The sequence below is a fragment of the Nonomuraea sp. NPDC051191 genome (assembly GCF_044455665.1).
GTDB lineage: Bacteria > Actinomycetota > Actinomycetes > Streptosporangiales > Streptosporangiaceae > Nonomuraea.
The window spans coordinates 1-26,848 of the sequence record NZ_JBITEZ010000016.1; the positions used below are offsets into that span (position 1 = coordinate 1).

Annotated in this window: 21 protein-coding genes and 1 pseudogene; 8 read left to right on the forward strand and 14 right to left on the reverse strand. The window is 71.8% G+C overall.

Features of this window, described 5'->3' with window-relative positions; all coding sequences use genetic code 11:
* Window positions 1-344: pseudogene (locus ACIA8R_RS39225) on the forward strand (hypothetical protein); the annotation flags it as partial.
* 4 nt (window positions 345-348) lie between these two features.
* Here ACIA8R_RS39225 and ACIA8R_RS39230 read toward each other — a convergent pair.
* The 3 genes from ACIA8R_RS39230 to ACIA8R_RS39240 are packed head-to-tail and all read right to left on the reverse strand — an operon-like array spanning window position 349 to window position 4,659.
* Complete coding sequence (locus ACIA8R_RS39230; RefSeq protein WP_397042553.1) at window positions 349-2,595, reverse strand: arylsulfatase; 2,247 nt, start codon at window positions 2,593-2,595, stop codon at window positions 349-351.
* On the reverse strand, window positions 2,592-3,545 hold the full coding sequence (locus tag ACIA8R_RS39235; protein ID WP_364087104.1) for an aldo/keto reductase: 954 nt from the start codon (window positions 3,543-3,545) through the stop codon (window positions 2,592-2,594). Before ACIA8R_RS39235 ends, ACIA8R_RS39230 begins: the two co-directional genes overlap by 4 nt.
* 10 nt (window positions 3,546-3,555) lie before the next feature.
* Window positions 3,556-4,659 carry a zinc-binding dehydrogenase gene (locus ACIA8R_RS39240; RefSeq protein ID WP_364087102.1) on the reverse strand — a complete coding sequence of 368 codons (1,104 nt, stop codon included), beginning with the start codon at window positions 4,657-4,659 and terminating at the stop codon, window positions 3,556-3,558.
* An 83-nt stretch (window positions 4,660-4,742) separates the two neighbouring features.
* Between ACIA8R_RS39240 and ACIA8R_RS39245 the strand changes: the two genes are divergently transcribed.
* Complete coding sequence (locus tag ACIA8R_RS39245) at window positions 4,743-6,098, forward strand: amidohydrolase (RefSeq protein WP_397042554.1); 1,356 nt, start codon at window positions 4,743-4,745, stop codon at window positions 6,096-6,098.
* A 42-nt stretch (window positions 6,099-6,140) separates the two neighbouring features.
* Here ACIA8R_RS39245 and ACIA8R_RS39250 read toward each other — a convergent pair whose 3' ends face one another.
* On the reverse strand, window positions 6,141-6,887 hold the full coding sequence (locus tag ACIA8R_RS39250; RefSeq protein ID WP_397042555.1) for an SDR family NAD(P)-dependent oxidoreductase: 747 nt from the start codon (window positions 6,885-6,887) through the stop codon (window positions 6,141-6,143).
* A 114-nt stretch (window positions 6,888-7,001) separates the two neighbouring features.
* Between ACIA8R_RS39250 and ACIA8R_RS39255 the strand changes: the two genes are divergently transcribed.
* The gene (locus ACIA8R_RS39255; RefSeq protein WP_397042556.1) at window positions 7,002-7,973 is read left to right on the forward strand and encodes an aldo/keto reductase; all 972 of its coding nucleotides are present in this window, start codon (window positions 7,002-7,004) and stop codon (window positions 7,971-7,973) included.
* Window positions 7,974-8,029: 56 nt separating this feature from the next.
* On the opposite strand, the gene ACIA8R_RS39260 is transcribed toward ACIA8R_RS39255, so the two are convergent.
* The 4 genes from ACIA8R_RS39260 to ACIA8R_RS39275 are packed head-to-tail and all read right to left on the reverse strand — an operon-like array spanning window position 8,030 to window position 13,276.
* Window positions 8,030-8,941 (reverse strand): ABC transporter permease, encoded by a 912-nt coding sequence (locus tag ACIA8R_RS39260; RefSeq protein WP_397042557.1) that lies wholly within the window; start codon window positions 8,939-8,941, stop codon window positions 8,030-8,032.
* A complete protein-coding gene (locus tag ACIA8R_RS39265) occupies window positions 8,938-9,882 on the reverse strand; it encodes an ABC transporter permease (protein ID WP_357693713.1) in 945 nt (314 codons plus the stop codon). Before ACIA8R_RS39265 ends, ACIA8R_RS39260 begins: the two co-directional genes overlap by 4 nt.
* Window positions 9,883-9,891: 9 nt before the next feature.
* On the reverse strand, window positions 9,892-11,496 hold the full coding sequence (locus tag ACIA8R_RS39270) for an ABC transporter substrate-binding protein (protein ID WP_397042559.1): 1,605 nt from the start codon (window positions 11,494-11,496) through the stop codon (window positions 9,892-9,894).
* Window positions 11,497-11,551: 55 nt separating this feature from the next.
* On the reverse strand, window positions 11,552-13,276 hold the full coding sequence (locus tag ACIA8R_RS39275) for a dipeptide ABC transporter ATP-binding protein (RefSeq protein WP_397042561.1): 1,725 nt from the start codon (window positions 13,274-13,276) through the stop codon (window positions 11,552-11,554).
* 214 nt (window positions 13,277-13,490) lie between these two features.
* On the opposite strand from ACIA8R_RS39275, the gene ACIA8R_RS39280 reads away from it, so the two are divergent.
* Window positions 13,491-14,480 carry a methyltransferase gene (locus ACIA8R_RS39280; RefSeq protein ID WP_397042562.1) on the forward strand — a complete coding sequence of 330 codons (990 nt, stop codon included), beginning with the start codon at window positions 13,491-13,493 and terminating at the stop codon, window positions 14,478-14,480.
* Window positions 14,481-14,574: 94 nt separating this feature from the next.
* Here ACIA8R_RS39280 and ACIA8R_RS39285 read toward each other — a convergent pair whose 3' ends face one another.
* The 4 genes from ACIA8R_RS39285 to hpaD all read right to left on the reverse strand — a co-directional run bounded on the left by ACIA8R_RS39285 (window position 14,575) and on the right by hpaD (window position 17,537).
* Window positions 14,575-15,162, reverse strand: coding sequence for a TetR/AcrR family transcriptional regulator (locus tag ACIA8R_RS39285; RefSeq protein ID WP_357693721.1), 588 nt, complete (start codon window positions 15,160-15,162; stop codon window positions 14,575-14,577).
* 70 nt (window positions 15,163-15,232) lie between these two features.
* Entirely contained in the window at window positions 15,233-15,898 is a 666-nt protein-coding gene (locus ACIA8R_RS39290; protein ID WP_357693723.1) for a GntR family transcriptional regulator, read from the reverse strand.
* Complete coding sequence (locus tag ACIA8R_RS39295; protein ID WP_397042564.1) at window positions 15,895-16,662, reverse strand: alpha/beta fold hydrolase; 768 nt, start codon at window positions 16,660-16,662, stop codon at window positions 15,895-15,897. The genes ACIA8R_RS39290 and ACIA8R_RS39295 overlap by 4 nt, the downstream gene beginning before the upstream one ends.
* Window positions 16,663-16,676: 14 nt before the next feature.
* Window positions 16,677-17,537 carry a 3,4-dihydroxyphenylacetate 2,3-dioxygenase gene (hpaD, locus tag ACIA8R_RS39300; RefSeq protein ID WP_357693726.1) on the reverse strand — a complete coding sequence of 287 codons (861 nt, stop codon included), beginning with the start codon at window positions 17,535-17,537 and terminating at the stop codon, window positions 16,677-16,679.
* A gap of 162 nt (window positions 17,538-17,699) precedes the next feature.
* Between hpaD and ACIA8R_RS39305 the strand changes: the two genes are divergently transcribed.
* The 4 genes from ACIA8R_RS39305 (at window position 17,700) to ACIA8R_RS39320 (ending at window position 22,880) form a co-directional block, all read left to right on the forward strand.
* Window positions 17,700-19,100 (forward strand): fumarylacetoacetate hydrolase family protein, encoded by a 1,401-nt coding sequence (locus tag ACIA8R_RS39305; RefSeq protein WP_397042567.1) that lies wholly within the window; start codon window positions 17,700-17,702, stop codon window positions 19,098-19,100.
* A gap of 21 nt (window positions 19,101-19,121) precedes the next feature.
* A complete protein-coding gene (dapA, locus tag ACIA8R_RS39310) occupies window positions 19,122-20,033 on the forward strand; it encodes a 4-hydroxy-tetrahydrodipicolinate synthase (protein WP_397042569.1) in 912 nt (303 codons plus the stop codon).
* Entirely contained in the window at window positions 20,033-21,499 is a 1,467-nt protein-coding gene (gene hpaE, locus ACIA8R_RS39315; RefSeq protein WP_357693732.1) for a 5-carboxymethyl-2-hydroxymuconate semialdehyde dehydrogenase, read from the forward strand. Before dapA ends, hpaE begins: the two co-directional genes overlap by 1 nt.
* Before the next feature lie 121 nt (window positions 21,500-21,620).
* Window positions 21,621-22,880, forward strand: coding sequence for a lamin tail domain-containing protein (locus ACIA8R_RS39320; protein WP_397042571.1), 1,260 nt, complete (start codon window positions 21,621-21,623; stop codon window positions 22,878-22,880).
* Between the two features lie 100 nt (window positions 22,881-22,980).
* Here ACIA8R_RS39320 and ACIA8R_RS39325 read toward each other — a convergent pair whose 3' ends face one another.
* Both ACIA8R_RS39325 and ACIA8R_RS39330 read right to left on the reverse strand, forming a co-directional pair.
* Window positions 22,981-25,734, reverse strand: a complete 2,754-nt coding sequence (locus ACIA8R_RS39325; protein ID WP_364087071.1) for a DUF5682 family protein — start codon at window positions 25,732-25,734, stop codon at window positions 22,981-22,983.
* Window positions 25,731-26,843, reverse strand: coding sequence for an AAA family ATPase (locus ACIA8R_RS39330; protein ID WP_357693738.1), 1,113 nt, complete (start codon window positions 26,841-26,843; stop codon window positions 25,731-25,733). The genes ACIA8R_RS39325 and ACIA8R_RS39330 overlap by 4 nt, the downstream gene beginning before the upstream one ends.
* Between the last annotated feature and the right edge of the window lie 5 nt (window positions 26,844-26,848).

Here is a 26,848-nt window from a genome sequence, read left to right on the forward strand (position 1 = left end):
CGGCGCGCGGCCCGCGCCCCGGCTGGGCGCGGCGCCGGGGCGACCCCCCCCCCCCCCCCCCCCGGCGGGCCGGGGGGGGGGCCCCCCCCGCCCCGCGGGGGGGGGGGGGGGCCGCGCCGCCCCCCCCACCGCTCGTCGGCTACGGCTACGACGCCTCCAAGGCCCCCGTGCTGCCGATGACCCTGCCCGACGCCCTGGACGCCCTGGAGGCCGACGGCGAGCTCACCGAGCTGCTCGGCAAGGACTTCACCGCCGCCTTCCTGGCCTACAAGCGCGACGAGGTCGCCCGCTTCCAGCGGCACGTCACCGACTGGGAGTTCGGCGAGTACGCCTACCACCTGTGACCCGTCATTCGATCGCGCGCTGCGCCAGGTCCTCGGCCAGCGCGATGATCTCCGGGTTGTAGGGCGCCTTCTCGCCGGGCACGTACCGCACCCGGTCCAGGCCGCGCCGGTAGCGGAACACGCCGCGGCGCTCGTGCAGCTCCCAGTCCACCGGGCCGCCGTAGTCGAAGCCGACGCTGATGCCGGTGAAGGGGGCCATGCCCAGCAACTGCGGGACCCCCTCGACCGCCAGCACGGGCTTCTCCTCCACCAGCACCTCGATGTCCCAGCGCATCTCCGGCAGCGCCGTGAAGCGGGCCGCGACGGTCACCGGCCCCTCCGCCGGGAGTGGGCCGCCCGCCCGCACCGGCACCCCGTAGGCGTTGTACGTCAGCCGCAGCTCGCCGTCCTCCACGTAAAGGACGTAGCCGCCGCCCTGGTCGCCGTGGGCCACGATCACGCCCTCGTCGCCCGGCCGCCGTTCCAGCCAGGCCTCGATCGTGAACGAGCGCATCGAGGTGAGCCTGCTCGACCGGAACCGTTCCAGCACCGGCGTGCCCGGGCGGATGGTGACCGGCTCCGACAGCGGCAGCTCGGTCGGCGGCCGGGTCTCCAGCATGTCGGGCGTGTCGGCCAGCGGGAAGACCGTGTTCAGCCAGGCCGCCGCCCGCCACTTCGCGGCCAGGTCGGCGACCCGTTCCGGCTGCTCGGCGGCCAGGTCGGCGGTCTCGGCCGGGTCGCGGGCGATGTCGTACAGCTCCCAGTCGTGGCCGAGCGACGGGGCGATGATCTTGTAGTCGTCCTCGAAGTAGCCGCGCTGTCCGCCGCACTCGACGTACTGCGAGCGGTGCAGGCTCGGCCGGTCGCGCTCGCGCAGGAACTGGTCGAACGGCACGCCGTCCACGTCCTGCGGGCGGTCCAGGCCGGCCAGCGCGAGGAGGGTGGGGGCGACGTCGGTGACGTAGGCGTACTGGTCGCGCACGCCCGGGTCGCCGGCTCCCCTGGGCAGGCCGGCCGGCCACGACAGCACGAACGGCACATGGATGCCGCCCGCGTGGGCGTGGCCCTTGTAGAGGCGGAACGGGGTGTTGGAGACGTTCGCCCAGCCGCGCGGGTAGTGGCCGTGGACCTGGGGGCCGCCGACGAGGTCGAGGTCGCGCGGCACGTCGGGGCACCAGTCGTCGGGCAGGCCGGCCAGGCGCACGAAGCGGCTGAAGTAGCTGCGCGTGCCCTCGGGGCCGCCCTCGGCGGTCGCGCCGTTGTCGCTGGTGACGACGATGACGGTGTTGTCGTACTCGCCGATGCGCTTCAGGTGCTCGACCAGCCGGCCGAGGCTCTGGTCCACGGCGTCCACGGCGGCGGCGTAGACCTCCATGTGGCGGGCGTACAGCTCGGTGTTCTCCTCCCACGGCGGCAGGTCCGGGTCAGACGGCCTGGTGCCCTCGGGGAAGAGGCCGTCGCGGAGCTGGCGGGCGAAGCGCTCCTCGCGGGTCCGCGCCCAGCCCGCGTCGTAGCGGCCGCGGTACTTCGCGACGTCGGCCGGCTTGCCCTGCACCGGGCCGTGCACGGCCTGGTGGGCGAAGTAGAGGAAGAACGGCTTGTCCGCGTCGTTGGCGCGCAACCCGTCGATCATGCCGATGGCGCGGTCGGTGAGGGCGTCGGTCAGGTAGAAGTCGTCCGGGAAGCCTTCGTCGGGGACCGGGCCGTTGTCGCTGATCAGGCGGTGCGGGTGGAACAGGGAGGTGAAGCCGTCCATGGAGCCGTAGTAGCGGTCGAAGCCGCGCTGGATCGGCCAGGAGCTCTTGTCGGCCCCGTCGTGCAGCTTGGACTCGATCGTCAGGTGCCACTTGCCGACCATGAACGTCGCGTACCCGCCGGCCCGGAACGACTCGGCCAGCGTGGGCACCTTCGGCGCGATCTCCATCCGGTAGCCGGGGTAGCCGGGGTCCACGTGGGCCACCATCGCGAACCCGGCCCGGTGCGGGTTGAGTCCGGTCATCAGGGCGGCCCTGGAGGGCGAGCAGAGCGGCGTGCTGTGGTAGTTGGTGAACCGGTAGCCCGACTCGGCCAGCGCCTGCACGTGCGGCGTGTCGATCTCCGACCCGAACGGCGACAGGTCGCTGAAGCCCAGGTCGTCCACCAGCACGACCACCACGTTGGGCGCGCCGCGACGGGCCCGCCGTCGCGGCGGCCACCAGGGCGTGGACTGCGAGGCCAGCTCGCGGACCGTGCCGCCGAAGCCCTCGTAACCCCTGCTCGGCGGGGTGCTCACGGGCCCTCCGGATCGACGGCGTCCTTGTCGGCCCACAGCGGCGCCACGCGGGCCCGCAGCTCCTCGGCGCCGACCCGCTCGACCAGCTCCACGGCCGCCAGGTTGTCGCGCAACTGCTCCAGGCCGGTCGCGCCGAACAGCGTGGTGGTGTTGGCCGGGTGGGTGAGGGTGAAGGCCACGCACACCTGCGCCGGGGTGGTGTCCAGGTCGGCGGCCAGGCGGGCCAGCTCGGCCGCCGAGGCCGCGATGCGCTCCCTGATGCCGCCGGGGTCGCGGCCGACCTGCCGGTCCACGCCCTTGCCCAGCAGCACGCCGCCCTCCAGCACGTCGGAGGACTGCAACGTGACGCCCTGGGCGAAGATCCGGGCGAACGGCGCCCCGTCGGGGATCGACCGGCGTGAGACGCTGTACTTGAGCTGCGCGATGGCCGGGCCCTCGACGCCCTCCCCGGCGGCGGCGTCGATGAGCGTCTGCACGTTCGTCGCCGACCAGTTGTTGACGCCCCAGCTCCGGATCAGCCCCTCCTTGGCCAGGCCGTCCAGGTCGAGGACGAGCCGGTGCAGGTCCACGCCGTCGTGCCGCAGGTCGCCCAGCACCACGAGGTCGGCGTGGTCGGCGCCGGCGCGGAACAGGGCGTTGTGGAGCTGGTCGCGGAGGCTGTGCTCGGGGTAGCCCTCCAGCCACAGCTTGGAGGAGAGCAGGTAGTCCTCGCGGCGCAGGCCGGCCGCGCGCACCAGGGCCGAGAAGATCACGTCGGTGAAGACGGGCGGCATGCCGGGGAAGCCGTACACGCCGACGTCGAAGAGGTCGATGCCGCGGTCCACGGCCTCGCGGATCATGGCGACCGCGTCGTGGAAGTCCATGCGGTCGTAGGTGTGCCAGGAGCCGAGCGCGAGCACGCCCGTCTCCGGTCCGTTGCGCCCGATGCGGCGGCGCGGGATGGTCTGCACGGTGGGGCTCCTAGGGCAGGCGGGGGTCGACGACGGCCTTGATCTGGCCGAGCCTGGACATCGACTCGACGCAGGCGGTGGCCCGGGCCAGGCCGACGGGCTCGCTGAACAGCTCGTCCCACGGCATGCGGCCGGCGAACGTCTGGAAGAACTCGATCGAACGGTGGTAGTCGGCGATGTCGCCGTTGAGCGAGCCGACCACGGTCAGCTCCTTGCCCATGACCGCGCCGAGCGGCACGGGCGCGAGCTCGAACCCGGTGGAGCCGACGATCACCACGGTCCCGCGCTGGGCGGCCACCGCGACGGCCTCCTCGGCCACGGTCGGCGCCCCGGCCAGGTCGAACACGTAGTCCGCGCCGCGCTCCCCGGCCAGCTCCCTGATCCGGGCGACGCGCTCGTCCTTGCCCAGGTCGGTCGAGACGGTCGCGTCGGCGCCGAAGCGCGTAGCGGCGGCCAGCCGGTCGTCCGGGCCGCCCACGGTGATGACCCGGCCCGCGCCGGCGATCCTGGCGACGGCCGTGGCGAAGATGCCGAGCGCGCCCGCGCCCTGCACCACCACGGTCGAGCCGGCCCTGATGCCGCCGGCCCGGTCCACGGCGCGCAGCACGGTCTTGGCCGCGCAGCCCGACATCGAGGCCCAGGTGTCCTTGACGTCGGCGGGCAGCAGCAGCTTGGCCGCGCCCGGGGTCACGTAGCAGTACTCGACCAGGCCGCCCGTGGCGTACGGGGGGCGGTCTGCGCGCTGGGTGAAGCCGTACCCGCGGTTGGCGCAGGCGACCGGCTGGCGCAGCACGGCGCAGCCGTAGCAGTGGCCGCAGGTGGACTCCGACCAGCCGATGCGGTCGCCCGCGCCGATCGGGCGGCCGAGGGCGTCCGTGGTGCCCGGCCCGGCCTCCACGACCTCGCCGACCATCTCGTGGCCGAGGATCATCGGGAGCATCCCGGGGAACGTCATCTGCCCGGCCCACAGGTGCACGTCGGTGCCGCACAGGGTGGTGCACGTGATGCGGACCAGGGCGGCGCCGGGTTCGACGGCGTCGGGCAGCGGCACGTCCTGAAGGCTGAGGGGCTTGCCGTGCTCGGTGAGGACGGCGGCGGCGGTTCTCGTAGGCATGGTCACCTTCGTGGCTTTCGACCGTTAAGTGTGGTTAATCTACACTCGTTGACAAACAATTACAGCCCCTCAGGAGGAACCCGGTGTCAGCGGACGAGTACGCGGACCTCGTGGCGGTCGGCGGCAACGTGCTCACCTTCGACGCCCGCGACGGGCGGGCGAGCGCCCTGGCGGTGCGCGCCGGACGCCTGGTGGCGGTCGGGACGGACGAGGAGGCCCTGGCGCACGCCGGGCCGGGCACGCGGGTGCTCTCCCTGGCCGGACGCACGGTCCTGCCGGGCATCAACGACTCGCACCTGCACGCCGCCTGGCTGGGCGCGGTCTGGCCGGACACCCTGATCAGCGAGCACGGCCTGTCCGCCCACCAGGGCCTGCTGCTGGCCGACGAGGAGTCCAGGCGGGCGGCCATTCTGCGCGCCGGACGGATCTGCGCCTCGCTCGGCATCACCAGCTACACCGAGCCCGGCCTCGGCCCCGGCGAGGACGACGGCGAGACCGGCTGCTTCTCCCAGGCCGTCCTGGACACCTACGCGAGGCTGGCCGAGGAGGGCGAGCTGCGGGCGCGGGTGACCGCGTTGCGGCTGTTCGGCACCCTCGACGGCCCCAGCACCCTGGAGGACGTGGCCGCCGGCCTGGACGCGCCGCTCCCCCGGTCCGACCCCGCCTGGCTGAACGTGGCCGGGCTCAAGATCTTCGCCGACGGCATCCCGCCCATGGGGTCGGCCTGGACCTGCCACCCCTACACCGCGGGCGGCCACGGATCACTGCTGGTGGCGGGGGCCGACGACGCCGGGCGCGAGCACAACCTCCGCACGATGATCCGGCTGGCGCACCGGGCGGGCCTCCAGGTCGGCGTGCACGCCACGGGCGACCGGTCCATCGACGCGTTCGTGGACACGGTGGCCGAGCTGGAACAGGGGGCCGCGGGACGGCACTACGTCATCCACGGCGACCTGGTGAACCCCGCTCAGATCGCCCGCATGGGCCTGCTCGGCATGGGCCTGACCACGCAGCCCGTGATCGCGGTCGCCACGGCGGACTGGGTGGCGGGCGCGCTCGGCCCTGAGGTCGCGGGCGCGGCCTGGCCGCTGCAGGAGCTGCTGGCGAGCGGGGTGACGTTCACCCTGAGCAGCGACGGGCCGGTGACCACGCCCGACTGGCGGGCGCAGGTGGCGGCGGCGTGCGCGCTGCTGGGCGAACGGGCCCCCCGTCCCCGGCTGATGGCCCGCCTGCTGCACTGCTACACCACCGCGCCCGCCGTGCAGGACGGCGCGGAGGCGTGGAAGGGGTCGCTGGAGGCGGGCAAGGTCGCCGACTTCTGCGTCCTGGAACGCGACCCGCTGGAGGTCGCCCCGGCGGACCTGCCCGAGGTCGCGGTCGACGCCACCGTCACCGGAGGCCGGATCGTCCACCTCCGCGAGGGGGTGGCCCTGGACTGACCGCCGGGGCCGGGTGGCGGCCCGGTCCCGGCGGGGGCGGGGTCAGGCCAGGAGTTGGCCGCCGTCCACCTGGAGGCTGACGCCCGTGATGTGGCGGGCGCCGTCGGAGGCCAGGAAGAGCACGGCCGGCACGATGTCGGCCACCTGGGCGATCGAGCCCAGCGGGATCCGGGCCTCCCACGCCTTCCTGGCCGCGTCGTCCGTGGCGAACATGGCCGTCATCGGGGTGAGCACCGGCCCGGGGGCGACGCCGTTCACGCGGATGCCGTGGGGGGCCAGCTCGATGCCGGCCGAGCGGGTCAGGGCGTCGATGGCGGCCTTGGTGGCCTCGTAGTGGCCGAGGCCGGGCGTGGGCTGGCGGGCGCCGATGGAGGAGATGTTGACCATGCAGCCGCGTACGCCGCGCTCCACCATGTGCGCGCCGACGGCTCTGGTCATCAGGAACGTGCCGCGGAAGTTCACCCGGGCGCAGGCGTCGAAGACGTCCACGTCGAGCCCGATGAGGAGGCCGCCGCCCGCGGTGTGCCCGGCGTTGTTCACCAGCACGTCGATGGAGCCGTGCTCGGCGACGACGGCCGCGACGGCGGACTCGACGGAGGCGGCGTCCCCGACGTCCACCTGGACGTGGTGGGCGCCGATCTCCTCGGCGACGGCCCGCGCCCGCGCCTCGTCGAGGTCGGCGACGAGGACCCGATCGCCCGCCGCGGCGAAGGCCTCGGCGACGCCGCGGCCGATGCCGCTCGCGCCGCCGGTGACGAGGACGGTCCTGGGAACGGCAGGTTCGCTCATGTGGGGGTTCCTGTTCGGTGAGGGCCCTTCACAGACGGGGCTGCGGGGGCGTCCGGGGTTTATTATTATACAAGCGTAGACAAAAAGACCTCGTCCGGCAGGGAGTGGATCGACGTGAGCGACACAGAGCGGGTTCCGGTACGACGCCTCGGACCGGGCGGCCCCACGACGTCCCTGTTCGGGCTGGGATCCTGGAACACCTGGGACCGCATGGAGTTCGGCGACGCGGTGGCCCTGATCAGGGCGGCGCTCGACGCCGGCGTGACCCTCTTCGACGTCGCCCACTACAACATGGGCCCGCACGCCGAGCAGGCCCGTACGGACCTCATCTTCGGCCGGGCGGTGCGCGAAGCGGGCGCGAAGCGGGACGACTGGCAGCTCTGCGGCAAGCTGTGGCTGTGGGAGTACCCGCGCACGGGCTTCCGCGAGCAGCTCGACGTCAGCTTCGAGCGCGTCGGCGTCGAGAGCGCCGAGACCGTCGTGGTCGGCGACTACATGCAGCGGCCCGACATCCGGCAGATCGTGACGGACGTCGCCGAGCAGATCGCGGCCGGCCGGTTCACGAGCTGGGGCGTCAACAACTGGATCGCCGAGGACGTCGACCTCGCGCTGCGCTACGCCGCCGAGGAGGGCCTGACACCGCCGAGCTTCGCCCAGCTCAAGTACAGCATCGCGCGGCGTTCGATGGCCGAGGGCGACTTCTACGGCCGGCACTTCACGTCCGGGGCGCTGGCGTTGCAGGCCAGCGACGTCTTCGAGGGCGGCATCCTGGTCGGCAGGAAGTTCCCCGAGCGGAAGATCGGCGCGGACCCGGGCGGCATCCGGGAGGCGATCAGAGAGGCCGCGGACGTGGTGGCGCGGGTGGCGGACGAGTTCGGCGCGACGCCCGGCCAGGTCGCGATCGTGTTCTGCCTGGAGCATCCGGCGGTGGCCAACGTGCTGTTCGGGGTGAGCAGGCCGGCCCAGCTGGAGGACAACCTGGGCGCGCTGCGACTCTGGCGCGAGCACGGGCCGCAGGTCCGCGCGGCCCTGGCCGACCTGTGGCTGGACCGCGAGGTCAGCCCGGACGGCGTCTGGACCCCCTGACACGGACGCGGGGGCGCCCGGCGGTGATCGCCGGGCGTCCCCGCGCGCGCCCGCCGTCACCGTGCCGGACGGCGGGCGCGCAGCTTCTGCAGCTCGCTCATCGACCGGGCGCGCGCGTCCACGACGTTGCGCATGCTCGACCCGATGAGGTTCAGCAGCAGCACGCAGAACATGATCGCCGCACCCGGCAGCACGATCAGCCACGGCGCCTGCGTCAGGTACGACCGCCCCTCGGCGATCATGTTGCCCCACGTCGGCGTCGGCGGCGCGATGCCCAGCCCGAGGAAGCTCATCGCCCCGTCGACCAGCATCGCCGAGGCCGACAGGATCACGACCTGCACCAGCGCCAGCGGCAGCACGTTGGGCAGCACGTGCACGAACAGGATCTTCGCCGGTCGCATGCCCGACACCCGCGCCGCCCCGATGTACTGTCGCGCCGCCACGCCGAGCACCCGGCTGCGGATCACCCGGGCCGTGAACGGCGTGAAGATGACCGTCAGCGCGATCAGCTCGGTCCAGATGCTGGCGCCGAGCCCGATGGCCAGCGCCATGGCCAGGATGATCGCGGGGAACGACATCCAGGCGTCCATGATCCGCATGACGATCGCGTCCACGGTCCGGTAGAAGCCGCTGACCAGGCCGATCACCATGCCGGTGAACGCCGCGCAGAGCGTGATGAGCGCCGACAGGCCGAGCGAGGCCCGGCCGCCGGAGACCAGGCGGCTCAGCACGTCCCGGCCGTAGGAGTCGGTGCCGAGCAGGTGGTCGGCCGAGGGCGGCAGCAGCCGGTGCACCGGGTCGGTCGCGTTCGCGTCCGGCAGGAACACCGGCAGCAGGACGACGGCCAGCACGACGAGGACGAGCAGCGCGGTGGCGGTGATCAGCACCCGGTTGCGGCGCCAGGCACGGGAGGCGGCGGAGGGCCGCCCGGCCGTCCCGACGCGCCCCGCGACGGCCTCGGTAGTCACGAAACACGCACCTTGGGGTCGAGGAGGGCATAGGACAGGTCGACGATCAGGTTGACGACCACGAACATCAGCGCGACGAACAACGTCACGCCCTGGACGAGCGGGAAGTCCCGGGTCGAGACCGCGCCCATGAGCAGCGACCCCAGCCCGGGGATGACGAAGATCGACTCGATGATCACGATGCCGCCGACCATCATCGCGAAGTTGCTGCCGAGCTGGGTGATCAGCGGCATGAGCGCGTTCGGCAGCACATGCCTGAGCATGACCTGCCGCTCCGACAGGCCCTTGACCCGCGCGGTGCGCAGGTACGTGTGCGGCAGCTCGCCGAGCACGCTCTCCCGCAGCGTCAACGTGAACAGCGCCGACTGCCCGATCACCAGGCACACCACCGGGAGCACCAGCATCGGCACCCCGGCGACCGGATCGGTGAAGAGGTCGGCGTACCCGCTGGAGGGGAACCAGCGCAGCGACACGGCGAACACCAGCACCAGGATCAGCGCGATCCAGAAGTCGGGGATCGCCATGCCGAGCGAGGACAGCAGGTTGAGCGCGCGGGCCACGGGGTTGCGCGGCGAGACCGCGTTCCACGAGGTGACCAGCACCGCGACGAAGAAGCTGACGACGGTGCTGATCACCGCCAGGGTCAGCGTCGGGACGAAGTGCTCGGCCACGACCCCCACCACCGGCGCGTGGTAGGTGATCGACGAGCCGAAGTCGCCGCCCGCCACGTTGCCGAGCCAGCTCAGGTACTGCTCCCACAGCGAGCCGGACAGGCCCATGCTCTGCCTGAGCGCCTCGACGTCCTCGGGTCTGGCCGTCGGGCCGAGGATCGCGATGGCCGGGTCGCCCGGGATCAGGCGGATGACGAAGAACATCATCGTGCCCACGATCAGCAGGATGACGACCAGGTCACGCAGTCGCCGGAGCAGCAGTCCCGCCATGTTCCCCCCTCACTTCTGGAGCCAGGAGTTCCAGAACACGCGGTAGAACGTGTCGTACCCCTTGAGCTTGGGCGAGTAGGCGGCGTACAGCTTCGACTGGCTGATCGTGATGACCGGGAACTGCTGCCACACGAACGCCTGGAGCTGGTCCATCAGCGTCCTGGCCGTCTCGGGGGAGGTCGCGGCGTTGTAGTCCTCGATGAGCTTGGCCATCTCGGGCGAGCCCGAGCCGTTGAACGCCCCGAGGGTCAGCGCGGGCATCTGCGAGGGCGAGGTGAGCGCGGCGTTGAAGAACAGGGTGGTGATGTCCCAGCCGCCGGGGTCCTTGGTGATCGTGCCGAGCATCGTCGGGAAGTCGTAGGTGTCGATCTTCGTCTTGATGCCGATCTTGGAGAGCTGGTCCTGCAGCAGCACCGCCCACTGGCTGAACTGCGGGTAGCTGCTGGAGGTCAGGATGCGCACGGTGTCACCGGCGTTGACGCCGGCCTGCGCGAACAGCTCCTTGGCCTTGTTCGGGTCGTGCTGCCTGTAGACGTCGTCGCCGGCGGTGGAGTACAGGCCCTTGTTGTCCTGCGAGACCAGCGCGCCCACCTCGGCGGTGAGGTCGGGGCCGCCGCCGGTGGCGGCGTTCAGCGCGGGCTTGTCCATCAGCAGGTTGAGCGCCTGCCGGGCCCGTACGTCGGAGAACTTGGAGCCCTGGTTGAAGTTGGGGATCAGCACGTTCTGGTTGGCCCCGGCCAGGTTCGACACGACCACGGCGGGATTGTTCTTGAGCGGGGTGTACTGGTCGTCGCCCGGCATGGCGTGCGCCCACTGGCCGGTCTGGAGGCCGTTGACCACGGCGTCCTGGTCGGCGACGACCTTGTAGGTGACCGTGTCGAGGTAGGCGTGCTTGGCGCCGGCCTGGCCGCCCCAGTCCTCCTCGGTGCGCGACTTGTAGCCGTCGTAGCGCTCCAGCACGACCTGCTGCCCGATGTCCCAGCTCTTCAGCTTGTACGGCCCGGTGCCGACCGCGCCCTCCTTGGCGAAGCCGGTGGCCGGCACGCCCTTGAGGTTCTTCGCCTCGTAGACCTCCGCGCCGGGGCTGGCCAGCTCGTCGATCAGCGGGTACCGCGGCTTCTTCAGCTCCAGCGTGACCGTGGTGTCGTCGGTGGCCTTGAGGCTCTTGACGTCGGCGGCGACCTGCTGGCCGGTGACGTGGCTCTTCAGCCAGCGCTCCAGGCTGGCCACCACGTCGGCGGCGGTCAACGGGTTGCCGTCTTGGAACGTGACACCGGCGCGCAGCCTGAAGGTGTAGGTGAGCCGGTCGTCGCTCTGCTTGTAGGTGTCGACCAGCATCGGCCTGGCCGTGAAGGTCTTGTCGACCTCGAAGAGCTTCTCGTACAACATGTTGCCGATGTGCGCGGTGACCTGGCCCGGGTTGGCGACCATGTCCAGCGACTGCGGGTCGGTCGGCACCGCGACGACCAGGCCGCCGCCCCGTACGGGGGTGCCTGCGTCGGCGGAGGAGGACGGGGAGGACGACGTCGCGCCGCCCGCGCAGCCGGAGAGCAGCAGTGCGCTCGCCGCGGCGACGGAGACGAGCCCGGCCCTCAGGCTCTTGAGCACGTTCATGGGGGTTCTCGCTCTTGCTCTAAAAGGGGGGACAGAAGAGAAGGTCGGCCCGGGGCTATCCCACGTATGCCGACAAGTCGGGGTTCGCGGCGAGGAGCCGTCGCGTGTACTCGTGGGTGGAGGAGGAGGCGATGGTTTCCGGGGCGCCGACCTCGATGAGATCGCCCTTGTACATCACGCCGACACGGTCGGCCACCGACAGCACCAGGCTGAGGTTGTGCGTGATGAACAGGAAGCTGATGCCGTGCGAGCGGCGCAGTTGCAGGAGGAGGTTCATGACCTGGCCCTGGACGGAGACGTCGAGGGCGGAGGTGGGCTCGTCGGCGACGATGAGCTTCGGCTCGGCGGCGACCGCGCGCGCGATGGACACGCGCTGGCGCATGCCGCCGGACAGTTGCGAGGGCAGCTTGCCGGCGCAGTCGGCGGGCAGGCCGACCTCGTCGATCAGCTCGGCCACCCGCCGGTCGAGGTCCGCGCCGCGCAGCGGGGTCAGCTCGCGCAGCGGCTCGGCGATGATGCGGGCCACGGTGTGCCGGGGGTCGAGCGAGCTCTGCGGGTCCTGGAAGATCAGTTGGGTGGCCCGGCGGAAGGCGCGCTCGTCGCCGCGCAGCCCCGACTCGGTGATGCGGTGCTCGCCGAAGGCGATGCTGCCCGAGGTGGGCCGTTCCAGTGCGCTGACCATGCGGCCGAGCGTCGTCTTGCCGGAGCCGGACTCGCCGACCAGGCCGAAGAACTCGCCGGGCGCGATCTCCAGCGAGACGTCGTCGACCGCGCGCACGCTCGCCCGGCGGCCGGTCCGGTAGACCTTGGTGACGTTCTCGACGACCAGGGGCGGGGTGCCGGTCACCGGCGCCGGCTCGTCGCCGAGCGCCGGCGTCTCGGTCACGGTCCCGCCGGAGCCTTCCGTGGCGGCCCGCAGCTTGGATTCCGAGATCGTCGGGAATCCCGTACGGCGGCTGACGCCGAGCCGCGGCACGCATTCCAGCAGCGCCTTGGTGTACGGATGCGTAGGCTTAAAAAGGATGTCCATCTTGTCGCCGATCTCCACCAGCCTGCCCCGGTACATGACGGCGATCCGGTCGGCGATCTCGGCGGCGACGCCCATGTCATGGGTGATGAACACGCAGGCGGTCCGATGCTCACGCTGCACGCGGCGGAACAGCGCCAGGATCTCGGCCTGCGTCGTCACGTCGAGCGCGGTGGTGGGCTCGTCGGCGATGAGGATGTCGGGGTCGGACATCAGCGCCATGGCGATCATCACGCGCTGCTGCATGCCGCCGGACATCTGGTGCGGATAGAGCGCCATGATCCGGTCGGTGTCGTCCAGCCCGACCTCGGTGAGCAGGCTCCTGGCCTTGGCCTCGGCCTCGCGGCGCAACCGGCTCCCCCGGCGCAGCGCCTGCCGGGGCAGCGCGCCCTCGGGCCGGTAGCCCTCGATGAGCTGCACGCCGACGCGCTGGGCGGGGTTGAGCGAGTCCAGGGCCTCCTGGAAGATCATGCCGATCCGGGCGCCCCGGTAGGCGCGCATCTGCTCGGCGCTCAGCCGCGTGACGTCCACGCCGCCGATCTCGATCGTCCCCTCGGTGTAGGCCGGCGCCACGAACTCCAACAGGCGGATGATCGACAACGCCGTCACGGTCTTGCCGCTGCCCGACTCCCCCACCACGCAGAGCGTCTGCCCGGAGGCGACGTCGAGGGTGAGCCGATGGACGAGTTCCTGGGGCTCGGCGTCCTCCCGGGTGACGCCGATGGTGAGGTCCGTCAGGTTGAGCAGCGACATGCGCGAGAGCTCCATTCCAGGCACCGGTCCCGTGCTCGAAGTGGGGCACGCAAACCCACACTGAGCTGCCGAAAAGCCATGTTCGAGCCAGATAGTTCTACAAAGGTTGACAGAGGGTCCCCCTACTGTCAACGGTTATTCCACGTTCGTAGACAGAGGGTCTATGGTGAACGTCTACATTCGTAGACAATACAGAAAGGGCAGGGCCTTGACCATGTCCACGCCTTCCCCCACGCCGGATCCGATCGTCGCCATCGCCACCGGTTACATGGGCGCCAAGCAGCTCTTCGCGGCCAGCCGCATCGGGCTCTTCGCGGCGCTCGCGGACGGCGAGCGCAGCGCCGGGGAGATCGCGGCGGCCACCGGCGTCACCCCCCGCATGGCCCGCATCCTGGCCGACAGCATGGCCGGGCTCGGCCTGCTGACCAGGACCGGCGGCCGGTACGCCCTCGGCGCCGACGCGGCCGGCTACTTGGCCGGGCAGAAGTCGTCCGAGCTCGACCTCGGCCCGTTCCTGACCTTCCTCAACGAGGTCAGCTACGGGCACTGGCTGCAGTTCGACAAGACCGTGGACACCACCGAGCCGGGCGTCCTGGACACCTCGGGCGAGCGGTGGGGCACGTTCATGGCCGGGGTGATGACCTACAACAGCCTGCACGCCAGGATGCTGGGCGGCGCGTTCGACTTCTCCGGCTTCCGCAGCCTGCTGGACCTGGGCGGCCTGTCCAGCGCCTTCGCCTTCGAGGCCCTGCGCGCCAACCCGGGGCTGCGGGCGTCCTTCGTGTACGACCCGACCTTCTCCGACTCGATCGCCGAGCAGGTGGCGCAGGCCGGGTTCGCCGACCGGGCCGAGGTGACCGGCGTCCCGACCGACACGGCCACGCCGTCCGGCCCGTACGACCTGGTCATGGTCAACCACGTCATCCACCGGTTCGGCGTCGAGCAGAACCGGGCCATCCTGCGCAACGCCCGCGCGGCGGCGGCGCCCGGGGCGCGGCTGCTGCTGCTCGACTTCTTCCTCGACGACGACGCCGAGCAGCGCGCCATCGACGCGCTGCACGCCGGGGAGTACCTGGTGATCGACGGGACCGTCGTCTACGAGGAGTCGGAGGTGCGCGGCTGGCTCGACGAGGCGGCCTGGAAGCCGGTGGACAAGCTGGCCCTGCCGGGCAGCCCGCGGGTCATCGTGGCCGAAGCGGTCTGAGCACGCGCCGGCCCGCGCCGCGGACGCGCGACGCGGGCCGGAACGGGCGGGATCAGGGCCGGGTCAGGGCCGGGCCAGGGCCGGTCAGGGCCGGTCAGGGCTGGGAGATGCGGTCGAAGAACGACTCCAGGTGCCGCTTCTGCAGCTCGACCGTGGAGAACTGCGGGCCGACCAGGCTCATCACGTTGGCCCCCGCGTTGAGCAGCACGAGCTCGTCCACGAGTTGCTCGTCGGGGATCGAGGTGCGGATGTCGCCGTCGGCGCGGCCCTCCCCGATGAGCCGGTGGAGCATCCCGCGCCAGGCGCGCAGGTGCTCCAGGTACTTGTCGTACATCTTGGGGTTGGTCAGCGAGGTCTGCCAGAAGATCAGCAGCACCCGGCCGGCCGTGATGCGCTCCTCGTCGATCGGCATCGCCGCCTCGCACATCTCCCGCAGCGCGCCCAGCCCGCGACGGCCGTCGAGCTTGACGTAGCTGGTCACGATGGCCAGGGCGCGCTCGTACGTCGCCTCGATGATGTCTTCCTTGCCGGGGAAGTAGTGCTTGAGCGCGCCGTTGGCGAAGCCGGCCGCGTTCGCGATCTCGCGCATGGTGGCCGCCTCGATGCCCCCTTTCGTGATCAGCTCCCACGTGACGTCGATGATGTCGCTACGACGCTGGTCGTGGTCAATGATCTTGGGCATGCGGCACCCCTCCGTACGGCGTTTCGTCTACCAGTGTAGGACAAACTGCCAGGAGGGTATGACCCGATCGTTAGCCGCGGGTGACCCGGACGTCATAGAGGGCGCCGGCGGTGTTCGTCTTGTGCGCGCAGGCGAGCCGTTCGATCTCCGCGGGGTCGGCTCCCCCGGCGATGAGGTCGAGCAGGTGCTCGTGCTCCTCGACCGAACGGCGGGCCCGGCCCGGCAGGTAGCCGAACACCGAGCGCCGCATGTGGTCCAGCCTGGTCCATTCGGCCTCCAGCAGGAAGTTCAGGTGCTCGTCGTCGCAGTGCTCGTAGACCGAGAAGTGGAAGGCGCGGTTGAGCGCGGTGAACGCGGCGGGGTCGAAGGAGTCGAGCGCCTGGAACAGCCGGGCGTTGATGTCGCGGGAGCGGGCCACGTCCGCCGGGCCCATGCGCGGGGCGGCGACGGCGGTGGCGTACCCCTCCAGGCGGGCCAGCACCTCCAGCGTGTGACGCACCTGCGCCGCGTCGAAGACCGCGACGCGGGCGCCGACGTTGCGCACGACCTCCACCAGCCCGTCGGACTGCAGGCGGCGCAGCGCCTCGCGCAGGGGGATCGTGCTCACGCCGATCTCCCGCGCGAGGCGGTCCATGACGAGCTGGTAGCCGGGGCCGTACGTGCCGTCCAGGATGCGCGAACGCAGGATCTCGTAGCTGAGCTCCGCCTTCGACGCGACTCCGTCGGTGCTGGTCACGTGCCGAGCACCGTATCGGACGCCGCATCGGACGCCGTATCGGACGCCGTACCGAGCGCTGCGGCGATCGCGGCGCGGAACTCGGGGCCGGCCAGCGCGGCTCGGTGGTCGCCGGGGACGGTGACCAGCCGGGCGCCGGGGACCAGCGCGACGACGTTCTCGATGCCCGAGGTCATCATGTCCTGCGAGCCCGCCACGAACACCGGCGGCGTGCGCCCGGCCCAGCCCTTGGGCTCGAACGGCGTGCCGCGCAGCCCCTCGACCAGCCGTACCAGCCCGGCGGCGCGCTCGGGGTCGCCGCCCGAGGCGCCCGCGATCATCGACGCGATCATGCCGGTCATCGGGTCGCCCGGCTCGCCGCCCGCGACGGCCGAGCGCAGCGCCGCCACGTCGAGCGCGGCGAACGGCTCGAACGGGCTGAGCCCGCCCAGCACGACCGCGCGCACCCGGTCGGGGGCCAGCTCCGGCAGCTCCCAGGCGAGCCGGGCGCCGAGGGAGTAGCCCACCACGTCGAGCGGCCCGTCGCCGGTCAGGGCGAGCAGCGCCGCCGCGACCTCTGACGCGCCCACCGGCCCGGCCGGAACCGGGCTCTCGCCGTGACCGGGCAGGTCGGGCACGACGACCACGCGCCCGGCCGCGGCCAGTTCCGCCGCGATCCCGGTCTCCACCCAGTCCTGCCGCCCGCTGGAGGCGAACCCGTGCAGCAGCAGCACGGGCGGCGCCCCGCCGGGCCTGTCGGGCGTGAACGTCTGTACGGCCGTCATCTGCGCTGATTCCTTCATGTCGTGTGGTGGGCGGGCACGGGGAAGTCGACGACCACCTGGCCGGTGCCGCTGCTGCCGAAGTACGGGCAGAGCTGCTCGCCCCGTCCGGTGTACTCGCGCCAGCCCAGCAGCCCGAACAGCATGGCGGTGTCGGCCATCGCCCCTTCGCCGGTGCAACGCTCGTTGTAGTCGGGCAGCATGTCGAGGAACTCCGGGATGCGCCCTTCGCCCCACATCTCCAGCACCGCGTGGTCGACGTTGCGGTTCAGCTCGCTGCTCACGTCGTCGAGCAGCGACTCGGCGATCTCGTTGGGCGGGAAGGCGTGCGAGAGCGACCCGCTGGCCAGGAAGGCGACCTTCCGGTCACTGCGCCGCACGGCGCGCAGCAGGGCCTCGCCGATCCGCCGGTTCTCCTCGACGGTCGAGTAGATGTTGCAGCCGATGGGCAGGACCCGGATACCGGCGTCCTGGTTCATGAAGTACATCGGCACCAGCGTGGCGTACTCCAGGCCCAGGTCCTGGTAGGTGTGCACGCGGGCCTTCTGGCCGCCCGCGACGATCTCCTCGCGGATCAGCTCGGCCAGCTCCGGGTCGCCCGCGTAGTCGTAGGCGAGGTCGTGGATGAAGTGCGGCAACTCATGGCTGACGTACGTGGCCCGGTGGCGCGGCTTGCCGTTGAGGTGGAAGCCGATGCTGTTCATCCAGTGGGTGTCGGCGATCAGGAACGTGTCCGCGCCGCGCTCGCGTGCCCGCCTGCCGACCTCGGCGAGGGCGAGCTCGGCGGGCCTGCGGATGCCGAAGTGTTTGCCGGGCTGGATCGACAGCCAGATCGACGGCACGTGCGTGATCTTCGCGGCGAGCACGATCTCGCCCATCACGCCACCCGCCGGCCCGCTTGGGCGGTCTGAACCATCATCCGCACTCTCCTCTCCACTGATGACGTGATGAGCATCATGTAGGCATCTGAGGGGGTTTGTCGATATTGTTCCACATGTCATAACATAAACGATGTCGTATATGATTTGGAAGGAGACGAGGTGGGACACCCTCTTGGCCTGTCACCGGGGAAGATCATCGCGGTCCATCTGAACTACCGCGGCCGGGCCGCCGAGCGCGGACGCGTCCCTGCCGTCCCCTCCTACTTCCTCAAGCCGCCGACGTCCCTGTCCTGGTCCGGCCGGCCCGTGGTGCGTCCGGACGGATGCGAGCTGCTGGCGTTCGAGGGCGAGATCGGCGTGCTGATCGGCAGCCGCGCCCACCGCGTATCCCCCGAGCGCGCGCTGGAGCACGTGGCCGGGTACGTGGCGGCGAACGACTTCGGCGTCTACGACTTCAAGCACGCCGACCTCGGTTCCAACCTGCGGGCCAAGGGCCAGGACGGGTTCACCCCGGTCGGCTCGGAACTGCTCACCGGCGCCGACCCGGGACGGTTGTGGCTGCGCACGTATGTCAACGGCAAGCCGGCCCAGGAGGCGTGCACCGACGAGCTGCTGTTCGGCTTCGACCTGCTGATCGCCGACCTGTCCCGGTACATGACGCTGGAACCCGGCGACCTGATCCTGGCCGGCACCCCGGCGGGCTCGACCGTCGTGCAACCCGGGGACGTGGTGGAGGTCGAGCTGGAGGGCACGGCCCGGCTGCGCAACGAGGTCGTCGCGGGCCAGGGACCACCGGCGGCGTACGGCGTCCAGCCCAAGGTCACCGACGCGACCCGGGCCGCCGCGTACGGCGCCGCGCACCCCGCGCCCGGCCCCCTGACCCCGGAGATCGTCGCCGCGCTGCGGTCGGTCTCGACCGCGACGCTCTCCTCCCAGCTCCGTTCGCGCGGCATCGACCACCACTTCATCGAGGGCGTCCGCCCCGCCCGCCCCGACCTGCGCATGGTCGGCGTCGCGCGCACCCTGCGCTACCTGCCGCTGCGCGAGGACGTCTTCGCCGAGCGCGGCGGCGGCATGAACGCCCAGAAGCGCACCGTCGAGGAGCTCCAGCCCGGCGAGGTGCTGGTGATCTCCGCCCGGGGCGAGCACGGCGCCGGCACGCTGGGCGACATCCTGGCCATGCGCGCCCTGCGCCGGGGCGCCGCCGGCGTCGTCACCGACGGCGGGCTGCGCGACAGCCCCTCCTTCGCCTCCCTCGACCTGCCCTCCTACTACGGCGCCGCGCACGCCGCCGTGCTCGGCCGCCGCCACGTCCCGATGGACTCCCAGGTGCCGGTGGACTGCGGCGGCGTGCTGGTGTGCCCCGGCGACGTGCTGGTGGGCGACGCCGAGGGCGTCGTCGTCATCCCGCCCGCGCTGGTCGCCGAGGTCGCCGGGGACGCCGCCCGGCAGGAGGACGAGGAGCGCTTCATCCTCGATCGCGTCTCCGAGGGAGCCTCGATCGACGGCCTCTACCCGCTGAAGGGCGCCTGGCGCGAGGCGTACGAGCAGCAGCGCTGACCCCCCGAGAAGGAGAACCCCATGAAGTTCCGCTCCGATCCGTCGACCGTCCGCGGATCCATCGCACCCGTGGTGACGCCGTTCGCCGCCGACGGGTCGCTGGATCTCGACTCGCTGCGCTCGCTGGTGCGCTGGCAGCTCGACCAGGGCTCGCACGGCATCTCGACCGGCGGGTCCACCGGCGAGCCCGGCGCCCAGTCCGTCGAGGAGCGCGTCGCGGCGATGGCCGTGGTGGCCGAGGAGACCGCCGACCGGGTGCCGTTCCTGCCCGGCACCGGGTCGGCCAAGCTCGACGAGACCCTGCGGCTGACCGCCGAGGCCGAGCGCCTGGGCGCCGACGCCGCCCTGGTCATCACGCCCTACTACGCCCGTCCCACCCAGGAAGCCCTCTACCGCTGGTACGCCACGGTCGCCGCCGAGTTCCCCGCGCTGCCGATCGTCATCTACAACGTGCCCTCCCGCACCGCCGTCGACATCGCCCCCGCCACCGTGGCCAGGCTGCGCCACGACCACGACAACATCGTCGGCATCAAGGAGACCACCAAGGACTTCGAGCACTTCTCGCACGTGCTCAACCTGTGCGGGCGCGACTTCCTCATGTGGTCCGGCATCGAGCTGCTCTGCCTGCCGCTGCTGGCCATCGGCGGCGTCGGCTTCGTCAGCGCGGCGGCCAACCTCGCGCCGAAGACCGTGGCCCGCATGTACGAGGCGTACACGTCCGGCGACCACGCGACCGCGCTGGACCTGCACTACTCGCTGCACCCGCTGGTCGAGCTGCTGTTCGTGGAGACGAACCCGGCCCCCGCCAAGTGGGTGCTGGAGCAGCGCGGCCTGATCGCCTCCGGTCACGTACGGGCGCCCCTGATCACCCCCACCGAACCCGGCATCGCCCGGATCAACGAGCTACTGGCACAGAGCGAGGGAGTCGCCTGATGAAACTGGAGCACTACATCGGCGGCCGGCACGTCCCGAGCCAGTCCGGTGCGACCTTCACCGCGCTCGACCCGACCACGAACGAGCCGTACCTGGAGGTGTCCGCGGGAGGCGCTGCCGACGTGGACGCGGCCGTGGCCGCCGCCCAGAAGGCGTTCACCGACGGCCCGTGGAGCACGATGCCCGCCGAGCAGCGGGCCGGGACCCTGCGCGCGGTCGCGGCGGCCATCGAGTCCAGGGACGACGAGATCGCAGCCCTGGAGTGCCGGGACACCGGCCTGCCGATCACGCAGGCCCGCGGCCAGGCCCGGCGCGCCGCGCACAACTTCCGCTTCTTCGCCGACGTGATCACCACGATGGGCGAGGACGTCTACCGCGTCGGCTCCGCGCAGCTCAACTACGTCGTGCGCAAGCCGGTCGGCGTGGCCGGGCTGATCACGCCGTGGAACACGCCGTTCATGCTGGAGACCTGGAAGCTGGCCCCCGCGCTGGCCGCCGGATGCCCGGTCGTGCTCAAGCCCGCCGAATGGTCCCCGGCCTCGGCGAGCCTGCTGCCGCAGATCATGGAGGAGGCCGGGCTGCCCGAGGGCGTGTTCAACCTGGTCCACGGCATCGGCGAGGACGCCGGCGCGGCGCTGGTCGCCCACCCCGACGTCCCGGTGATCTCCTTCACCGGCGAGAGCGGCACCGGGCAGACCATCATGCGCAACGCCGCGTCGTCGCTGAAGACGTTGTCGATGGAGCTGGGCGGCAAGTCGCCGCTGCTCGTCTTCGAGGACGCCGACCTGGAGCGGGCGCTCGACGCGGCCGTTTTCGGCGTGTTCTCGCTGAACGGCGAGCGTTGCACGGCCAGCTCGCGGGTGCTCGTCCAGGACACCGTCTACGAGGAGTTCGTGACGCGGCTGGCCGAGCGGGCCGCGCGGGTGCGCGTGGGCGCGCCCGACGACCCGGCCACCGAGCTGGGCGCGCTCATCCACCCCGAGCACTACGAGCGCGTCATGGAGTACGTCGCGATCGGCTCGGGCGAGGGCGCCCGCCTGGTGGCCGGCGGTTCCCGGCCCGAGCACCTGACGTCGGGCAACTTCCTGTCCGCGACGGTGTTCGCCGACGTGGCCCCGCACATGCGGATCTTCCAGGAGGAGATCTTCGGACCGGTCGTCTGCGTGACGCCCTTCTCCACCGAGACGGAGGCGGTGGAGCTGGCCAACGCGACCCGGTACGGCCTGGCGGCCTACCTGTGGACCAACGACCTGCGCCGGACGCACCGGCTGGCCCAGTCGATCGAGGCGGGCATGGTCTGGGTCAACTCCCAGAACGTGCGCGACCTGCGTACGCCGTTCGGCGGGGTGAAGGCCAGCGGCGTGGGCCGTGAGGGCGGCAGGCACAGCATCGACGTCTACACCGAGTCGCACATCGTGCACGTCGCCACCGAGGACCTGCCGATCCCCCGGTTCGGCGCCGCCTGATCCGGCACGTCCCACGCCGGGCCGATCCCGGCCCGGCGTGGGACGTGGACGCCGAGAAGTGCGCGGAGTTACGCTCCCGGTGGCCGATACGGCGGTGATGGCCATCTTTGGGGGGAACCCAATGAGCTACACACTTTTGCGCGGCAGCTTCGTGATTCGTTACCCGGACCTTCCCCGGCAGGGCCCCGAGCCCGACGGCGACACGGTCAAGTTCAGGCCGGACACGCCCGCCCTGGTCGAAGGGCTGGCCCGGCCGTCCGGACGGCCGCCGGGGCTCAGCGCGCGCGGCATCTCCGTCCGTCTGGAGGCCATCGACGCGCTGGAGACCCACTTCCAGGACACCCACCAGGAGCTGACCGGCGCGAACGCCGCCCGCGACGAGCTGCTGCGCCTGCTCGGCTTCACGAACGTGCGCTTCTTCGACGACCTGCCCAACAAGGTCCGCTCCGCCGACCAGGACGAGCTGCGCGGGCACGTCCTCAGCAACGGCATCGACGCCAACGGGCGGTTGATCGGCTTCGCGTTCCCCGGCGAGCACCCCGGGCCCGACGGGCTGGCCGTGTTCCTCGACGAGGCGCTGGTGGACACGTCCGCGAACGCCAGGCTGCTGGCCGCCGGGCTGACGTACCCGGCCTTCTACGCCACGCTGCCCGCGACGCTGCGCGCGCACCTGGCCGGGGTGTCGCGTGCGGCCAGGGCGCAGGCGTCGCCCACCGGCATCTGGCCGCGCTCGGCCGCCGACCCCGACGGGCCCGCCGAGGTCGGCTCCCTGGACGCGCTCACCGGGCTGGTCATGTGGCCCAAGCTGTTCCGCAGGCTGGTGCCCTACCTCGCGACCGGGGCGGCCGACCTCGACGGCTTCGACGCCTGGCTCCGGGCCGACCCCGTCAACCGGGACGACGCGGTCTTCCTGCTGGACCGGCTCGAACACGGCAACCTGCACGACGTGATCCGGGCCTCGGGCACCCAGATCCAGCTCACGGCCTGGCCGGAGGACTTCGTCATCAGCCCCGACCCGGCGCCGCCCGGCGCCACCGTCGAACCGCACCCGCCGTCCACCGGGGACGTGCTCATCGTGGCCGCGCTGCCCGACCCGCTGGGCGGCGACGGGGGGCACGAGACCGTCACCCTGCTCAACGTCACCAGCCGGGCCGTGGACCTGGCCGGATGGGCGCTGGCGGACTCGGGGGGCGGGCGCGAGGAGCTGACGGGGACGGTCGCGGGCGGGGGCGTGGTGCAGGTCGTGGTGGGCGGGCGCGGGCAGCTGCGGAACCAGGGCGACACGATCCTCCTGGTGGACCCGAAGGGCCTCACCATCGACCGGGCCACCTACAAACCCGACGCCGTCCACCCCGGCCGCACCATCCCCTTCAACCACTGATCCCGACCGAAGAACACCCACCCCGCCCTGAGCGTCCGCGGGCGCGGTTGCGCCCAGGGCGGTGGTGACCCGCCCAGACCGGCAGCGCTCACGTGCGCGCTCACACCAGCAGTGCTGCCAGGGCGGTGGCCGTGGTGGGGTGGTCGGTGAGCAGGGTTTCCACCTCTCGGTGCTGGGAGCCGGTGGCGGGGGTGGCAGCCTGCCAGCCGCCCCCGCAGCCCAGCAGCCCGGCCACCGCGTCGCAGGCCACCGGGTGCCCCGCCAGCAGTTCCGCGACCGGCCCCGACGCGACCGCCGGGACCGCCTTCGGCGCGGGCGCCGCCGTACGGGCCCAGGGCGGCGTCCAGGCGTCCACCGCCGTCAGGCTGCCCGGGAACGTGCGCCCGGCCTCCCGGACGAGGACCGGCATCAGCTCCCCCGCCTGGTCCCGCAGCGTCGTGATCAACTTGGGCAGCCACGGCAGCAACACATGGTCGGGCAGCCGTCCGAACGCCTTGGAGATCACCTCCACCACGAACCCGGACAGCGCCGGAGCCGGCTCCATCGCCTGGACGAACCCGGTGATGTACTGCGGGAACGACGGGATGACCAGCGGGTTGCCCAGCAGCTCGTCGCACCGCGACCGCAGCTCGGCCAGCGGCAGCAGCCCCAGCAGGTGCTGGGCGGCCCACAGCAGCGCCACCTTGGCCGGCGCCTCCGGATGCGACTGCCGCACCGCGATCTCCAGCTGCGCCCGGTCGCAGCCCAGCGCCAGCGCCAGCCCCTCCATCGTGAACAGGAACCCGAGCATCGCCGACACCTGCCGCACGCCGGTGTCGTCCTCGACGAACGCGGTCGGGAGCAGGGTGCAGTAGTGCGCGTACCCCTCGGTCACGAACGCCTCGCACCACGCCGGCAGCGTGGGCTCGGCGGTGCGGTAGTAGGCCAGCAGGCGGCGGATGCGGCGCAGCACGTCGGGCGCGTCGTCGACGCCGCGCTCGGCGGCGAGCAGCTCGACCGCCCGCGCGCCCAGCTCGTCGGCGATGCGCCCGCCGCCCAGGTAGAGGATGGCGTCCTCGACGGCGGCCAGCGCCACGGCGGCGGTGGCGTCCGGCTCCCAGACCATGCGCCGCAGCCGCTGTTCGACCACCTGCTCGATGGTGACGCCCTCGTAGCCGAGCTCGATGATGGCCCGCTGGTTGCGCCCGAGCGCGAGGTCCCAGCTCTCCTGGATCGACCGCTCGCCGAGCCGGCGCTCACCCATGATCGGCCGCGCCGCGTCGCCGGGCAGCAGGAAGCGCAGCATCCACAGCAGGTCGGAGCAGGGGCGCAGCTCCGGATCGGAGTGCAGGTCGAGCAGCGCCCGCTGGATCGTGCGCTTGTCGAAGTCGACGCCGAGCGGCCGCAGCCGGTCGTAGACGTTCTGGGCCAGCGGTGGCAGCGCGTCGTAGCCGACCGAGCCGATGCGGTCGCCGCCGAGCAGGATCTCGCACAGGCGCCGCACGTCGCGCCGGCCCGGCACGACGTCCTTCTCGATGCAGGTGACCGCCGCGTCCTGGAAGTCGTACGGCGTCGGCCTGGCCCGGTTGCGCATGCCGGCGAGCAGGATCGACGTCTCGAACACCGCGATGGCGTCGGCGGTGCTGGCGAGGTAGCCGTTGCGCCGGGCCAGCCGGACGATGTCCACGCTCCAGCCCAGCAGCTCGGCCTCGTCGAGCGCGTCGAGCGCGGGCGGCCTGGACAGGAACCCGGTCAGCCGGTCGGTGACCTGCGCCGGCGCGGTCGGCGCGGGCAGCTTGACCGGCCGTTTCCTGGCCCCCTTCTGCCCGCTGAGCTGGAACGGGGTCAGCTTGCTCCGCGTCACCGCCTTGGCCCAGGTCGCGGCGGCGATCGAGACCGACCCCGAGGCCAGCCCGAACTGCGCCTCGATGGCCGAGTGGCTGGAGGGGATCAGGCCGTACAGCCAGCGGGTCGCGGTACGCGGGCCGATCTCGTACGGGGCCGTGGCGGCCAGACCGAACTGCTCGACGCGGCTGGCGGCGTGGAAGGCTCCGCAGACGTACAGGCAGTCGGCCGGGTCGGCGCCCGAGGTGGACAGGTGCTCGCGCATCCTGGTCCACATGTAGCGCTCGCGCTCCTCGTCGCCGGCCAGCCGGTCGTCGTCGGGGCGCAACCGGCGGAACAGGCTGCCGATGAGGACCATGACCTGGCGGTAGGTGTCGTAGTCGGCGCCGGAGAGCGGCTGCTCGACGTACTGGTCCCACCATTCCGACCAGTGACGCACCTTGCCGTGGTGGAGCAGGTGCTCCTCCAGCTCGGCGAAGCGGGGGCGCAGGTCGCCGATCTCCACGCCGACGGCGTCGCCGTGCAGGCCGGCCTCCTCCCCCGGTTTCGCCGGCTCCTCCCGCTCCTGCGGCAGCCACTGGAAGACGTGGTCGGACGAGCGGTCGACCAGCACCAGCTCGACGCCCGGGGTCTCCAGCGCGTACGAGATGGCCTGGTACTCGGCCGACGCCTCGGTGATCGGGGCCACCACGCTCAGCGGCCCCGAACCCTTGGGGAAGCCGTCCAGCTCGGTCGCGAACGCCTGGAGCGCCACCGGCAGCCGGCAGTTGCGCAGCTCGGTCAGCAGCGGCGTCAGGTCTTCGCAGAGCTCCAGGTAGATGACCTTCGGCTGCTTCTCCCGCAGGCGGCGCACCATGGCCAGCGCCGAGGCCGGCGAATGGTGACAGACCGGGAAGATCTCCAGCTCCTCGCGCAGCGCCCGGTCGACGTCCTCCAGCATGCCGGTGAGGATGGACGACACCGCGCCGTCGCCCGCGAAGGCCGAGGCGGCCTCGCTGAGCTGCTCCTTCAGCGGTTGGAAGAGGCTCATGACAGGGTGGAGATGGCCTGGCGGCCGCCCTCGAGGAAGTCCTGCCACGGGCCGCCGTCCTTCTTGCTGCGCGGCTCGACGACACCGTGCCAGTACTTGTTGAGGATGGCCAGGTCTTCCGGGCTGCGCCGGGCCAGCGAGCCGACCAGCGAACCGGCGAGCGTGTCGGGGCGCAGCGTGCGGTCGCCGAAGAAGTGGCTGTGCAGGATCGCGTCCTCCAGCACGCCGATCTGCTCGGCCGTGGACAGCGCGGACTCCAGCTTCTCGTCGTCGCTGGTCGCCGAGGCGGCCGCGGCCCGCAGGTCGGCGAAGCTCTGCAGCAGGATGTCCAGCAGCGTGGGCGGCAGGTCCAGCTCGATCTGATGCCTGCGCAGCAGCTCCTCGGTACGGAAGCGGACGATCTCCGCCTCGCTCTTCTTGTTCGTCACCACCGGGATGCGGACGAAGTTGAAGCGGCGCTTGAGCGCGGAGGACAGGTCGTTGACGCCCCGGTCGCGGCTGTTGGCGGTGGCGATGATCGAGAAGCCGGGCTGGGCGAAGACGATGTTGTCGTCGTCGAGCTCGGGGATGGAGACGTACTTCTCCGACAGGATCGAGATCAGCGCGTCCTGGACGTCGCTGGTCGAACGGGTCAGCTCCTCGAAGCGGCCGATCACGCCCTGCTCCATGGCGTTCATGATCGGCGAGGGGATCATCGACTCGCGCGACTGGCCCTTGGCGATGACCATCGAGACGTTCCACGAGTACTTGATGTGGTCCTCGGTGGTGCCCGCGGTGCCCTGCACGACCAGCGTGGAGTTGCGGCTGATCGCCGCGGACAGCAGCTCGGCCAGCCAGCTCTTGCCCGTGCCCGGGTCGCCGATCAGCAGCAGGCCGCGGTCGGAGGCCAGCGTCACGATGCTGCGCTCGACGAAGCTGCGGTCACCGAACCACTTCTGCGGGATCTCGCGGTCGAGCCCGTCGGAGCGCTCGGAGCCGAGGATGAAGATGCGGATCATGCGCGGGCTGAGCCGCCACGAGAACGGCTTGGGGCCGTCGTCGACCGACTCCAGCCAGTCGAGCTCGTCGGCGTACTTCACCTCTGCGGGGGCGCGCAGCATGTCACTCATGGTCG

What these genes read in the sequence shown, in the direction of transcription:
- ACIA8R_RS39280 (WP_397042562.1), top strand. Translation starts at nt 13,491, where the DNA reads ATGTCCACGCCTTCCCCCACGCCGGATCCGATCGTCGCCATCGCCACC.
- ACIA8R_RS39275 (WP_397042561.1), bottom strand. Translation starts at nt 13,276, where the DNA reads ATGTCGCTGCTCAACCTGACGGACCTCACCATCGGCGTCACCCGGGAG.
- ACIA8R_RS39285 (WP_357693721.1), bottom strand. Translation starts at nt 15,162, where the DNA reads ATGCCCAAGATCATTGACCACGACCAGCGTCGTAGCGACATCATCGAC.
- ACIA8R_RS39325 (WP_364087071.1), bottom strand. Translation starts at nt 25,734, where the DNA reads ATGAGCCTCTTCCAACCGCTGAAGGAGCAGCTCAGCGAGGCCGCCTCG.
- hpaE (WP_357693732.1), top strand. Translation starts at nt 20,033, where the DNA reads ATGAAACTGGAGCACTACATCGGCGGCCGGCACGTCCCGAGCCAGTCC.
- ACIA8R_RS39265 (WP_357693713.1), bottom strand. Translation starts at nt 9,882, where the DNA reads ATGGCGGGACTGCTGCTCCGGCGACTGCGTGACCTGGTCGTCATCCTG.
- ACIA8R_RS39320 (WP_397042571.1), top strand. Translation starts at nt 21,621, where the DNA reads ATGAGCTACACACTTTTGCGCGGCAGCTTCGTGATTCGTTACCCGGAC.
- ACIA8R_RS39240 (WP_364087102.1), bottom strand. Translation starts at nt 4,659, where the DNA reads ATGCCTACGAGAACCGCCGCCGCCGTCCTCACCGAGCACGGCAAGCCC.
- ACIA8R_RS39270 (WP_397042559.1), bottom strand. Translation starts at nt 11,496, where the DNA reads ATGAACGTGCTCAAGAGCCTGAGGGCCGGGCTCGTCTCCGTCGCCGCG.
- hpaD (WP_357693726.1), bottom strand. Translation starts at nt 17,537, where the DNA reads ATGGGCGAGATCGTGCTCGCCGCGAAGATCACGCACGTGCCGTCGATC.
- ACIA8R_RS39330 (WP_357693738.1), bottom strand. Translation starts at nt 26,843, where the DNA reads ATGAGTGACATGCTGCGCGCCCCCGCAGAGGTGAAGTACGCCGACGAG.
- ACIA8R_RS39250 (WP_397042555.1), bottom strand. Translation starts at nt 6,887, where the DNA reads ATGAGCGAACCTGCCGTTCCCAGGACCGTCCTCGTCACCGGCGGCGCG.
- dapA (WP_397042569.1), top strand. Translation starts at nt 19,122, where the DNA reads ATGAAGTTCCGCTCCGATCCGTCGACCGTCCGCGGATCCATCGCACCC.
- ACIA8R_RS39295 (WP_397042564.1), bottom strand. Translation starts at nt 16,662, where the DNA reads ATGACGGCCGTACAGACGTTCACGCCCGACAGGCCCGGCGGGGCGCCG.